Annotated in this window: 15 protein-coding genes and 1 other RNA gene; 13 read left to right on the top strand and 3 right to left on the bottom strand. The window is 34.0% G+C overall.

Annotated elements, in window-relative coordinates:
* The first annotated feature begins 66 nt into the window (after nucleotides 1-66).
* The 12 genes from A2255_05980 (at nucleotide 67) to A2255_05925 (ending at nucleotide 10,699) form a co-directional block, all read left to right on the top strand.
* The gene (locus A2255_05980) at nucleotides 67-456 is read left to right on the top strand and encodes a 30S ribosomal protein S11 (protein ID OGI22829.1); all 390 of its coding nucleotides are present in this window, start codon (nucleotides 67-69) and stop codon (nucleotides 454-456) included.
* A gap of 36 nt (nucleotides 457-492) precedes the next feature.
* The gene (locus tag A2255_05975) at nucleotides 493-1,113 is read left to right on the top strand and encodes a 30S ribosomal protein S4 (protein OGI22828.1); all 621 of its coding nucleotides are present in this window, start codon (nucleotides 493-495) and stop codon (nucleotides 1,111-1,113) included.
* Nucleotides 1,114-1,147: 34 nt separating this feature from the next.
* Entirely contained in the window at nucleotides 1,148-2,122 is a 975-nt protein-coding gene (locus tag A2255_05970; GenBank protein ID OGI22827.1) for a DNA-directed RNA polymerase subunit alpha, read from the top strand.
* A 30-nt stretch (nucleotides 2,123-2,152) separates the two neighbouring features.
* Nucleotides 2,153-2,602, top strand: a complete 450-nt coding sequence (locus A2255_05965; GenBank protein ID OGI22826.1) for a 50S ribosomal protein L17 — start codon at nucleotides 2,153-2,155, stop codon at nucleotides 2,600-2,602.
* 88 nt (nucleotides 2,603-2,690) lie between these two features.
* On the top strand, nucleotides 2,691-3,482 hold the full coding sequence (locus tag A2255_05960) for a tRNA pseudouridine(38-40) synthase TruA (GenBank protein ID OGI22833.1): 792 nt from the start codon (nucleotides 2,691-2,693) through the stop codon (nucleotides 3,480-3,482).
* Nucleotides 3,454-3,894 carry a 50S ribosomal protein L13 gene (locus A2255_05955; protein ID OGI22825.1) on the top strand — a complete coding sequence of 147 codons (441 nt, stop codon included), beginning with the start codon at nucleotides 3,454-3,456 and terminating at the stop codon, nucleotides 3,892-3,894. Before A2255_05960 ends, A2255_05955 begins: the two co-directional genes overlap by 29 nt.
* Nucleotides 3,894-4,289 carry a 30S ribosomal protein S9 gene (locus A2255_05950; protein ID OGI22824.1) on the top strand — a complete coding sequence of 132 codons (396 nt, stop codon included), beginning with the start codon at nucleotides 3,894-3,896 and terminating at the stop codon, nucleotides 4,287-4,289. Before A2255_05955 ends, A2255_05950 begins: the two co-directional genes overlap by 1 nt.
* Before the next feature lie 302 nt (nucleotides 4,290-4,591).
* Nucleotides 4,592-5,443, top strand: coding sequence for a hypothetical protein (locus A2255_05945; GenBank protein ID OGI22823.1), 852 nt, complete (start codon nucleotides 4,592-4,594; stop codon nucleotides 5,441-5,443).
* Nucleotides 5,444-5,486: 43 nt separating this feature from the next.
* Entirely contained in the window at nucleotides 5,487-7,001 is a 1,515-nt protein-coding gene (locus A2255_05940; GenBank protein ID OGI22822.1) for a hypothetical protein, read from the top strand.
* Nucleotides 7,002-7,020: 19 nt separating this feature from the next.
* Nucleotides 7,021-8,430, top strand: coding sequence for a hypothetical protein (locus A2255_05935; protein ID OGI22821.1), 1,410 nt, complete (start codon nucleotides 7,021-7,023; stop codon nucleotides 8,428-8,430).
* A complete protein-coding gene (locus A2255_05930; GenBank protein ID OGI22820.1) occupies nucleotides 8,399-9,439 on the top strand; it encodes a hypothetical protein in 1,041 nt (346 codons plus the stop codon). Before A2255_05935 ends, A2255_05930 begins: the two co-directional genes overlap by 32 nt.
* 459 nt (nucleotides 9,440-9,898) lie before the next feature.
* Nucleotides 9,899-10,699 (top strand): hypothetical protein, encoded by an 801-nt coding sequence (locus tag A2255_05925; GenBank protein OGI22819.1) that lies wholly within the window; start codon nucleotides 9,899-9,901, stop codon nucleotides 10,697-10,699.
* A gap of 118 nt (nucleotides 10,700-10,817) precedes the next feature.
* Here the strand turns inward: A2255_05925 and A2255_05920 are convergent, their stop codons facing one another.
* From A2255_05920 to ffs, 3 genes are all read right to left on the bottom strand, one after another.
* Complete coding sequence (locus A2255_05920; protein OGI22818.1) at nucleotides 10,818-11,264, bottom strand: hypothetical protein; 447 nt, start codon at nucleotides 11,262-11,264, stop codon at nucleotides 10,818-10,820.
* Nucleotides 11,265-11,339: 75 nt separating this feature from the next.
* Nucleotides 11,340-11,861 (bottom strand): hypothetical protein, encoded by a 522-nt coding sequence (locus A2255_05915; protein OGI22817.1) that lies wholly within the window; start codon nucleotides 11,859-11,861, stop codon nucleotides 11,340-11,342.
* Nucleotides 11,848-12,110, bottom strand: an RNA gene (gene ffs, locus A2255_05910) — signal recognition particle sRNA large type. Before ffs ends, A2255_05915 begins: the two co-directional genes overlap by 14 nt.
* Nucleotides 12,111-12,278: 168 nt before the next feature.
* Between ffs and A2255_05905 the strand changes: the two genes are divergently transcribed.
* Nucleotides 12,279-13,073, top strand: coding sequence for a hypothetical protein (locus tag A2255_05905; protein ID OGI22816.1), 795 nt, complete (start codon nucleotides 12,279-12,281; stop codon nucleotides 13,071-13,073).
* Nucleotides 13,074-13,190 lie beyond the last annotated feature (117 nt).

The following is a 13,190-nucleotide window of genomic DNA, read 5'->3' as shown; positions in this document are numbered from 1 at the left end:
AGACGTGGCAAAAAATCTGGACCAGTATCAAAGAAAAAATAAATCATAAGGAGATAAAAAGCAGTTATGGCTAAACCAAAGGTAAAAACAAAGAAAAAAGAAAAAAAGAATGTGGTACAAGGAAAAGTTCACATTCAATCAACATTTAATAACACAATCGTAACATCAACAGATATGCTCGGGAATGCGATAGCCTGGGCAAGCGCTGGCACGTCAGGTTTTAAAGGTGCAAGAAAAGGCACCCCCTTTGCAGCACAATCCGCGGCAGAAACTGTTGCAAAGAAATCAATGGAACAAGGTATGAAAACAACAGAAATTTATGTTAGTGGACCTGGTTCAGGTAGAGAAACAGCTATTAGAGCTATTCAAAGTGCTGGACTGGAAATTACCTTGATTAAGGACGTTACTCCAATACCTCACAACGGATGTCGTCCTCCAAAGAAAAGAAGAGTATAATAATTGTAGAGTAAAACGAACAAAGGAGGCCACAAATTGGCTAGGTATACAGGACCGGTATGTAAAAAATGTAGAACAGAAGAGCAAAAGCTTTTTCTAAAAGGAGAGCGTTGCTATACTAATAAGTGTTCTGTTGCTAAACGTGCATATCCGCCAGGGCAACACGGACAAGCAAGAAAAAAACCATCAGAATATGCTTTGCATTTAAGAGAAAAGCAAAAAGTACGTAATACATATTTAGTGCTTGAAAAACAGTTTGCTAAATACTTTGAACAAGCTGAACGTAAAACTGGTGTTACAGGTACTATATTATTACAGATTCTCGAATCAAGATTTGATAATGTATTATACCAATCAGGCTTGGTTTCAAGCCGTAAACAAGCAAGACAGCTAATTAGACACAGACATTTCCTGATAAATGGAAAATTAGTTGATATTCCATCATACAGATTAAAACCAAGCGACGAAATAGCTGTTAAAGCAAAAAGCCAAAAAACTATAAAAGACATCATTGAGGTTCAAACAGTAACACCTCAACCAAAATGGCTCAGTGTAGATAAAGATGCCCTAAAAGTAAGAATTGAATCCTTACCTGAAAGAGAAGATCTGAGCCCAAATATTAAAGAACACTTAATTATTGAATACTATTCCAAATAATTAACGTAAGATCTAGGAGGAAATAATACCGGTTATGGATTTAAAAATAAGATGCGTGAACACAACAACTGACTCAGATGGTTCAATTTACGGTAAATTTGCAATTGAGCCATTAGAGCGTGGATATGGTACAACAATTGGAAATTCACTAAGAAGAGTTTTATTATCCAGTTTAGAAGGTGCTGCTGTAACATCTGTAAGAATAGAAGGCGTTACTCATGAATATACTTCTATTCCAGGTGTAGTAGAAGACGTTATCGATATAATACTAAATCTAAAGGGTCTAGTAGTTAAAACAGAAAGCAAAGAACCTCAACATTTAAGATTAGAGATAACAGAACCAGGGCCTGTTTTAGCAAGCGAGATACAATTACCAGCCGGAGTCAAAATAATTAATCCGGATTGGTTAATCTGCACAATTGCAGAAGGCGGCAGCCTCAATGCTGATATAGTAATTGAAACAGGTAAAGGCTACGTAACAACAGAAGTACTGAAAGAAAATAGAAACGGCATGGCTGTAGATATGCTACCAATAGATGCAGCTTTTATGCCAGTAAGAAAAGTAAGCTACACTGTTGAAAATACACGTGTAGGACAAATTACAGACTATGACAAATTAATATTAGAAATTTGGACAAATGGCAGCATAGATGTAAATACTGCCTTAAGTCAAGCAGCAAATTTACTAATTGAGCACTTCTTACCAATAGCATCATTAACAGGTCAAACAACAATGGTGGGCGCTCCACAAGCCCCGGTAGAGCCAAAACCAGAAACAACAACTCCAACCATTGGTATTGAAGAATTAGAACTCTCTGTAAGAGCATATAACTGCTTAAAGAGAGCAAGCATCAACTCACTTAGTGATTTATTACAAAAATCAGAAAACGATTTATTAAATATTAAGAACTTTGGTAAAAAGTCCTCTGATGAAGTAATAGAAAAACTCAGTGCATTTGGTCTTAAGCTTGCCCCTAACCCAGAACCAACTGGTGAAGAAGGCAAATAATATTTGAGTTGAACAAAAGGGTAAATAAAAATGAGACATCAACGTAAAATACATCAATTAGGAAGACCACAAGACCAAAGAAAAGCGCTTTTAAGAACTTTAGCAACCTCATTGTTCATGTATGGAGAAATAAAAACAACAATGGCTAAAGCTAAAGCATTAAAAGAATATGCAGAACACATTATCACTCTGGGTAAAAGAGGTGATCTTCACGCAAGAAGACAGGCTATAAAGTTAGTTTATGATTTATCAACCGAAAATCTTACCTGTGCTAAGTGTGAAAAAGCATATTCCACAAAAGAGCATAAAGATGAAAAATGTGAATGTGGTGAGAAATTAAGCAAAGAAACAGTAGTACAAAAACTGTTCTCAAAAATTGGCCCAAATTATGCTGAAAGAAATGGTGGTTATACAAGAATTTACAGATTACCGCCAAGACGTGGTGATGCAGCAGAAATGGCATTAATTCAACTAGTATAAATCTGGAAAAGGTAATATGCGTAATAATGAACTGCTAAAAACTACAAATAACATAGATTCTGAAGACAATCAATTCTTCAGATATGCTATGGTTGTAGAATATAATGGCAGTTTGTACGCTGGTAGTCAAAAACAGCCTAAGCAAAAAACTGTTCAATCAGAACTTGAATCGGCTGTATCTGTTTTAACAAAACAAGAGATAAAAGTTATTTTCTCTGGAAGAACAGATACTGGTGTTCATGCTAAAGGACAAGTAGTTCATTTTGATTTACCATACCAACTTAATACCTATAGATTTATGAACTCCTTAAACGCTATATTACCAAGTGATATAAGCGTTAGTATAATTAAAGAACTAAATCGTGATTTCCACAGCCAAAAAAGTGCTACAGCCAGATGGTATAGATACACAATTAATAATAAACCCCAAAGATCCGTATGGCAAAAAGAAGTACTTAACATAAGGCAAGAACTCAATATAAATGAGATAAATAAGGCATTAAGCTTCTTGCTTGGAAACCATGATTTCAGCAGCTTTAAGACTACAAATAGTAGTAATCCGGTCACTGATTGTACTGTGATATATGCAGAGTGTAGTTCAGAGGCAGGTGTTATCTATATAGATATTATTGCAAACAGATTCTTATATAATATGGTAAGAATCATAGTAGGAACATTAATAAATATTGGAAAAGGGATTTTTCCAGCAGAATATATGCTTGAAGTTCTTAATGCAAAAGACAGAACTAAAGCAGGCCCGACTGCAAGACCAGAGGGCTTAACATTAATGTCAGTATATTACGAAAAAAAATATAATTTATCCGACTATTTTAATATGGAGACCATTTATAATGAAAACATATTCAGCAAAGCCTCATGAAGTTGAAGCAAAATGGTATTTAATTGATGCTACAAACCAAACATTGGGTCGTTTAGCGTCAGCAGTTGCTAATATCTTAAGAGGTAAACATAAACCACAATATACACCACATATAGACACAGGTGATTTTGTGATTATTGTTAATGCAGACAAAATTTCAGTTTCAGGCAAAAAAGAAACAGATAAGATTTATCATCATCATACAGGTTATCCTTCAGGTCTTCGCTCAATAAGCTTCAAAGATATGATGCAAAAGCATCCAACAAGAGCGTTAGAAAAGGCTATTCGTGGTATGTTACCACATAATACGCTAGGAGAACAGCAATTTCAGAAATTAAAAATATATGCAGGAGCTGAACATCCTCATCAAGCCCAACAGCCAATCGAGTACAATGTGGAGGTTAATAAATAATGCCAGAAGTAGTAGCTACTGGAGTTGGACGTAGAAAATGCGCTATAGCACGTATAAGGTTAGTTCCAGGAAAAGGTAGAGTTTTTATCAATAATAGAACAATAAAAGATTATTTCGGTAATCGTGCGACCCTTGAAATGATGGTTTACCAACCACTTGTTTTAACACAAAACGAGGCAAATTTTGATGTTCAAATAAAAGTTGTTGGTGGTGGCGTTAGTGCACAAGCTGGTGCAATAAGGCATGGCATATCAAGAGCATTATTACAACAAAATCCTGAAACTAAAGGTATTTTAAGACCAGAAGGGCTCTTAACAAGAGATGCAAGAGTTAAAGAGCGTAAGAAATATGGTCGTAAGCGTGCAAGAAAGCGCTTCCAATTCTCAAAACGTTAATTCTTTTATTTACTTTAATATTACACCTCCTACTAAAGGAGGTGTTTTTTATTGCAAAGAATTAGCCATGGTAAACAGGGCTATTAAACATGAATACCCTGACTAAATAACTAAATGGGGAATATATCGAACTGCGAACTTTAGATTATATTAAGAATGTGCATATTCCACTCTCACTCATAAACTGTTTTTGACTTAAGATCGGACTTATCCGATCTTTTTTATTTGTTAAATTATCTGGTACAATATTGAACTAAATAGTATTTTTTACTATTATTTAATAGTAATTACAGCTGGAAATAATGATGAATAAAACTATCAGGCAAATAGCAATTTATGGAAAAGGCGGAATAGGTAAATCTACGCTATCAAGTAACTTAACTGCATCATTTAGTCAACTAAATTTGCATCCTGCACAGATTGGCTGCGACCCAAAGGCTGATTCTGTAAATACTTTAATGAACGGGGATTTCATATCAACTATTTCAGAAATAGTCAGAGAATATGGAAATTCAGAAGAATCATTTTATAAAGCTGTATATAAAGGGTTTAATGACATTTTATGTATTGAATCAGGAGGCCCAATACCCGGGCAGGGTTGTGCAGGAAGAGGGGTTCTTGTTGCTTTAAATTTAATTGAGCAGTATAAAATTCTTGAAAAGCTAAATATCGATATTGCTGTTTATGATGTACTGGGAGACATAGTTTGTGGTGGTTTTGCCCAACCTATTAGACAGGGATATGCGGAGGAAGTCTATATAGTAACCAGTGGAGAGTATATGGCGCTTTTTGCAGCTAATAATATTGCTGCAAGCATTCAACTCTTTGCCGAGCAAGGATTAAAATCCAGAGTAGCAGGCATAATAAGTAATCTAAGAAACGTACATCAAGAAAAAGATATAATAGAAGAATTTGCAGGATTAATAAATGTACCATTAATTCATCATATACCCAGATCAGATTATGTTCAAAGGTCAGAACTTTTAGGGAAAACTGTTATTGAAGCTTATCCTGAATCAAAACAAGCACAAAATTATTTTGAGCTCGCTAATAAAATTTTAAATAATGAAAATAGAATAATACCAAACGCTTTATCAAAACATAAATTACTAGAATTAATGAAAAAATATTCTAATTCTGAATTAATGATTTAAAACTGTTATGTTAAGAAATACAAAATAATAGAAGTATAATAAGATGTTTTCAGAAACAAAACAATCAAAATTGGCAAAAGCAGGATACAGATGGGTAAAAGTTTCAGAATTATATAATGAAACTCCACCTTTAGGATCAAATTGCGATATAAAAGATAAATTCCCAGGTTATGAAGGCTTATGGTGTAAGCTTATAATGTCTGTCACAAGTTACGCTATGATAAATAATGCAGTCGCAGTAATCCATGGCCCTTCTAATTGCGGTTGGGCAGTAAGAAATTTTACTTCCACAGATTATTCCTTATATTATGGAAACCCATTTTTATATATGCCCTGCACAAATATAGATGAAAATGCAGTTATATCAGGAGGAAACGAATCTCTAATAAAAACATTAATAGAGGTTGACAGAGATTATAACCCAGAACACATATGCGTTTTTGACACCTGTTCCACTGCACTAATTGCAGATGATATAGAATTGGCAATTAATACTGCACAAAAAGACTGTAAGGCAAAGATTAATTATATTCCAGCAGCAGGTTTTACAGCACCACCACTTGGAAAAGCAATAGAAGAATGCTCTGTTAAATACGCAAACCTGATGGAAACACCAGATACAATTCTTAAAGATTCGGTAAACATTCTTGGGCAATATAAAGAGAATTTCTGCGTAAAAAGAATGCAAAAACGTGGAAAATATCCTGATGATGCCACGGAATTAGTCAGATACATTGAAGCTCTAAACCTGAAATTACATAGAGTCATAGTATCAGGAAACTATGACTACATAAAAACAGCTCCTCAAGCAAAAGTAAACGTAATCAGCTGTCCAACCTGGGGATTTCCTCTAGCTCAAAAAATGGAAGAAAAATTCGGGACTCCATACCTAAAACATGCCATTCCAATAGGCATAGAAGCAACATCAAAATGGATAAACGAACTTGCTGATTTTATGAACAGGCAGGAAGAAGCAGAAACACTGATAAAGCAAGAAACAGACAAGCTCACATCGATATATGACGAAGTTAAAAAGCTAGCTCAAGGAAAAATAGCATTAATAGAGTGTGGTAGAAATTCACAAACTGCATTTGCTCGCCCTATGGCTTTAGCGAGAATGCTGAAAGAAATAGGCATGACTCCATATTTATTTGGATTACACCCACTAGAACTAAAAGCAAAAGCAATGGATTTAAATTATTTTCTATGGGATGAATTTGATCCGCAAATTCTTGCCGGTAACTATGCTTATCAACAACCGATAAATATAAATCACGTAATTGAAGATTTGGGATTTGATCAAGACCAATACGTTTATTTTACAGAAGACGTCTTTCCGATGGCTAGATCAGGCATGCTTGATGCCTGTGATACTCCAAGAGTTGAAACAGGTGTACACTTAAGAAGAGTGATCAACTCCCCCGGGCGTGGAGTTGGTTTTAGAGGGGCACAAGCGTTAGCAAAAAATATTATTGAAGCTATACTTGCTGCAAAAAGAGGAACTAAGCCTACTTTATATGGCAGAGTACACGGTAACTTCTGGGAATTTACCAAATAATCAGAGGTGAATAATCAATATGCAAATAAAAGACTCTAAACAGACATATATGGACTTAATGAAGCCAGGAAGCTTTATTGGAAGTACTCTCGTAGCTTCAGGCATTAAAAATGCATTGATTATATTTCATGGAATAGCCGGATGTAATATTGAAGCCGTCCACTTTAGATCAGATCAAATTCCAGGTGGAAATTATGTTCCAATAATTCCAACAGGATTAAATGAGTCAGACTGCATACAAGGTGGCATGGATAAGTTGCTTAAAACGCTAAGGGATACAATTGGACAATCTATAGCAAAAAAAAGGCCCCCTGAGATCGTCTTTATATTAACAAGTGATGCAACTTCTATTGTTGGTGACGACATTCAAACAGCAGCAAGAGTGGTAGAAGAGGAAACCGGCGTAAAAATAATAGCTCTAGATACTCCCGGATTTGCAGGTGGACTTGTTCATGGCACTGATGCAGCACTTTCTGCACTAATTAAAAATCAGGCACCATCAAATTCACAATCAGGAATAAACATCATAGCCCCACATTTACTCGGGTCAAAAAACTGGGTAAATGATGCAGATGAAATTATCCGACTAATGCAAGAAGCAGAAATTCCTGTTAATCTTAATCTTGCAAGAAATTTAAACTATAAAGAGCTGGAAAAATTCACCAATTCAAGAACAAATTATATTTTATCAGGTGAAAAATTAGATAATTTTGAAAAACACAGCAATAATTTAAATATAGAAACGCTAAATATAAACCTTCCACTACCTATAGGCATTGCAAACACTGAAAAATGGCTACTAACACTAGCTGAAGAGTTTGGAGATGTGGAAAAAGCAAAAATTTTGCTAGAAAATGAGCAAAAACTCATTAATAAACAATTGAAATATAACTACAATTTTAGCTGGATGTCCACATTAATGTACGGTAAATATGCATCCATCTTAGCACATGCCAAATTTGGAGCATCATTAGCTCGCAGTTTATATTGGGATTTTGGCATTATTCCAAAAGTCATAGGGCTTATAGCTGAAACAGACAGAGCAATGGGAGAAGCAATTGAATTATTAGAACCACTTGAGGGTAATGTAGAATTCACAGTATTAAAAAATCCCAGTTATTTTGATTATGGAAACCTTATTAAAGAAGCCCAGGTTGATTTTGCAATAGGAGCTATACACGATAAACCTTTATGTATTGGACATAAAATCCCTCATTTATCATTAGCAGGATTTAATTTCTTTAATCAGTATAACTTTATACCCTGGCCAAATTTTGGGGTCAGAGGAACTTTAGGACTTCTGACAGAATTATCAAGAGTAATGGAAGACGCTTTTTACCTAAAGGATATGATCGCAACATATAACTATAATCCAGATAAATCAGAAGGAACAAACAATGCAAGCTGCAATATTCAAAGAACCCAATAAACCATTAGCAATAGAAGAAATACCAACTCCAACAATCAATGATAATGAAGTTTTGGTTAAGGTAGTAGCATGCGGAGTATGTCATACAGATCTGCATTATCTAGATCATGGAGTGCCTACTTTTAAAAAACCTCCAATGATATTAGGACATGAAGCCAGCGGAATTGTAGAAAAATCAAATAGTCCTGATTTTAAAACTGGGGATAGGGTTCTGCTTCCGGCAGTATTCACCTGCGGAAATTGTGAACCATGCCAGACAGGAAGAGAAAATATATGCAAAAAAATGCTGATGCTTGGTAATTCGATAGATGGAGCTTATGCCCAGTATATTAAAGTTCCAGCTAAAGATGTAATTCCAATGCCTGATGAAATACCACTAGAAGAAGGCTGTATAATAGCAGATGCAATATCAACCCCATATCATGCTGTAGTAAACCGGGCCAAAGTAAAACCAACAGATAGAATATTAGTTATTGGCTGTGGAGGTGTTGGTATAAATGTAGTTCAAATAGCAGCTATGATTGGAGCAGAAGTAATAGCCTGCGATATTGACAATAAAAAATTAGATATAGCAAAAGAATTAGGAGCCAAATACATCGTTAATCCTAATGAAATAGAACTAAAAGACTTTTTAAAACAAAATGGTGGACCGGTTGATGTAGCATTTGAGGTTATAGGAAAAGCAGAAACCATAGAAACTGCTTACAAATCATTAGGATTAGCAGGAAAACTGTGTATTATTGGATATACCAACCAAAACATCACAATAAACCCGGCAAAAATCATGTTCTTTGAGCAAGAAATAATAGGTTCTATAGGTTGCTCACCAAGTGATTACCCTAAAATCATTGATTTAGTTAAAAATGGTAAAATCAAACTCGATAAATTGATAGCAAATAAATATGAACTCCATGACATAAATAAAGCTCTTGATGAACTAAGAGAATCAAAAGTCTTAAGAAACATAATTCTCCCTAATGGAAAGGGTCAAGATCCTTTATATAATTAACTAAGTTCGATTACATATTCATTATATTAAATCGCAAATGAGATATCTTATACAGTGTATAGGATATCTTTTGTTATCTACAACAAGTAATGAACCCTTTAGAACCTATCCAGGAAACAAAAAATGTACAACTGTCATTGCGAAGATCCCGAAGGAATCTGTGGCAATCCATCCATTTTACAATTAATAGCTATTATTCAAAATTGGCAAGATCACCACGTCAGGTGACTGTGTCACCTTTTTAAAATTCATTAATCTTAGTAAGACTATGATTGATGACTAATGACAGTGCGAAGCACCTCGTGATGATATAAGGAAATTTTATTCTTGGATAGATTCTTAGTTGCCTGGGGTAATTCTTTTCCTGAATATAAACCTTAAACATAAAGGGAATTTAAAAAAACAAAACCTAAAATATAATAATTTATAAGTCAATGAGAGAAAATGAGTTAGAGAGTTATGAAAAGCACTGAAGCAGTGGGAATTAATACTGCTCAAAAAATCCAAAATTCTGGACCAGCTATTAAAACTAGTTTTAATCCCTTTTGTCTATCAGTTTCCGATCATATATTTTCAAGAATGCTTAATAAGAATTTTTACTCTATAAAAGTAAAGAATATAGAGAATTATAATTTAAGAGACACAAGCTGTGGAAATATTATGTTTGCAAGCCATAACTGCTGGTGGGATGGACAACTTGGATATTTACTATGCAGAAAAAAATTTAAGACAAAGATGCATATGATGATAGAAGAATTACATCGTTTACCCCTATTATCAAAAATTGGAGCGTTTTCAGTAGAAAAAGATTCACCACAATCAGCAATAAAAGCGCTTAATTACTCCGCTGAAGTATTAGAAAATCCAGATAACACTGTTTGGATATTTCCTCAAGGCAAGGTAATGCCACCTGATTACAGACCAATAGAAATGGCCAGCGGAGTATCATATATATGCAAAAAGCTCGATAAAGTAAACTTAATTCCAATCGCGCACAGATATAACTTTATAAGAGAAGACAGGCCGGAAATATTTGTAGAAGTTGGAAAACCAATTATTTTAAAATGCGATAATCTCGACAGAAAAACACTAACTCATAAGTTAGAACAGGAACTTACAACATTACTGGAGAACCAAAGAAAAGAAATTTGCAGTGGCAATTATGAAGGTTATAACATTTTCCTGCAATCAGAATTATGTTTCATAAAAAAAACTGAAAAACGTATAAGAAAGTTATTACAAACTTTTTTCAATATTTAGAGCTTATCCGAGAATTCAAAAAATGATGCTTAGAGATTGCTTCACAAGATAAATTTTATAAAATATCCCTGCTGAAAGGTTCGCAATAACAGCAATAATTTATTTGTCCGATAGGCTCTTAAATAGAATTTTGACAATTCTGGCATAAACCAAATATTTTAAGCTGATAATCAAGCACCTTAAAGTTATTTTGCTCCTCAGCAACATTTTTTGCCAGATTAATTACTTTATTATTGTTAAACTCAATAGTTACACCGCACTTATTGCAAATTAAATGGTGGTGATACTGATTAGTGGTAATCTCATAATGCTTATGGTCTTCGCCAAAATCAAGCTCTCTCAAAAACCCATTTTCAGAAAGAAAATTAAGAGTTCTGTACAAAGTAGCAAGACTAATACTAACATCACCATCCTGAAGAATTGTCTGTAACTCTTCAGCACTTAAATGATCTCCTTCAGGTAATTCAAGAAAAAGTTCTAATATCTGCTCCCTTTGAGGTGTAATTCTATACCCTTTTTTTCTAAATTCCTCAATTATTTCTTTTTTCTTTGTCATAACAACCATTACTTTGAACTTAAAACCTTGTTTTCAGAATTATTTAAAACCTTATTATATCTTTGGTAATATTCATTACCAAATTTAAGTCATCACTGTATTCTTTGAATCAAGCAGACTTAATTTAATGCTATCAGTTTTAGTTGTAGCACTACTGTACTTTTCGTATAGATATTCAGGCATTTTTCTTAATAATTTACCGTTTATATCAGTTGTAACTATTGTAGATACAGCATTAAGAATTACATTACCTGTTTTTGTGTTTGTTATTGTATGACTAAATGAAACACTAGCCGTTCTTAGCTCTTTCAATTCTGTAGTAATCAAAATCTCGTCCATTAACCTTGCAGGAGATTTATATCTACAGTGTAGATCGACAACAGGAAGCAAAATCCCCATTTCATCCAAAGCTTTAAAATCAATGCCTACAAGCTGTGAAAAATCGACTCTTCCTATTTCAAACCACTTAAGATAAGCTCCATGCCATACGACATTATAGCAATCTGTATCATGGTGATAAATTTTGACTAGATTTTCGTGCTTCATACTCAATTCAATATTTATATAATTGCCATATTTTATAAATAAATGATCGTGCCCCACCATCGACAGAACCAGTTACGTGGTACGATTTATATGACCTCCAACCGAGCACTCTGACAACACCCGAAAGTTTTGGCTTATTGCTGCTGCGTTCCCGCCCTGACAAGGTTCACCAGCTTTCGCCGCATCAGACCCAATTTTCATCGATCATACAAGACCGCCGACCGTAACTGATCAAGCCTCACGATAGGCTGTCCACCCTGCTATAGCGATTGCAGGTTCAGGGTATCGCTAGCTCCCCGTGTAGCACGATCAATTATATTGTAACATAAAATAGACCATGCAATCAGTAATTTAAATCAGCTGGTCGATTCATTTTTTAATGATAAAAACTAAAATAAGACTAGGTAATCTTTGCATATTAAAGCTTAATTATCTAAAAAATATTCATGGGGAAGAGTATTTAGGGGATTAGAGGTCATGGGTTTTTTAAACAGTAATTTTAATGAAAATAAACTACAAGGGTTAATAAATAAAATAGAAAGCCCTCAAAATTCATCTGCATATGACCATTGCGTTAAAGCTGATGCACTAAGAATTAAAAATTATTTTTGGGAATCAATAGATGAATATTTAAAAGCGCTCACTTATGACGAATCAAATTATGAGGCTTATAAAGGCTTAGGTTTATCCTATAAGCAAGTAGGGTATACGCAAAGTGCCATAGAGTCATTTGAGAAAGCAAAAAAACTTGCACCATTTGATAAAACTATCAGACATGAACTTGGATATTGCTACTATCAGGTTAATAAACTTTCAAAAGCTCAAAAAGAATTACATAAAGCAATAAAAATTGATCCTAATTATATAGAAGCTCAATTTCAACTCGCTGTAGTACACGAATCATGCAATGAGCTGGATATGGCAATAAAGGTTTACCAAAAAATTATTAATGACAGACCATCTTATATAGCAGCATACAATAATTTAGGCAGTCTATATATTAGGCTTGGCATGTTAAATATTGCTGTTGAAATATTTAAAGACCTATTGAGAATAAACCCTGACTTTGTAAGAGCTTATTTAGGTATAGCAGTCTCTTACGATAAAATGCAGGCCAAAAATGAAGCAATAAGATTCTACAAAAAATATATGGAAATAAAACCAAACTCAGCAAATATCCCATATGTTCTTGAAAGACTCAGCGAACTAAAATCAGAAAAAAAAGTAAGTCAAAATTCACATTTGAGGCTTGTTACACAAAGTTTCATATAATATATTGTAAACATTTACCTCTAAGAAACCAGTTTTTTAAAAAAACTGGTTTCTTAGAAGCTGTTTTGTTAAAAACATTTTTTGAGGGAAATCCTTATCATAGCTATCCTTACAATA

The sequence above is a fragment of the Candidatus Melainabacteria bacterium RIFOXYA2_FULL_32_9 genome (assembly GCA_001784615.1).
In the GTDB taxonomy this organism is placed as follows: Bacteria; Cyanobacteriota; Vampirovibrionia; order Gastranaerophilales; family UBA9579; genus UBA9579.
This window is presented reverse-complemented; position numbering and strand designations above follow the sequence as displayed.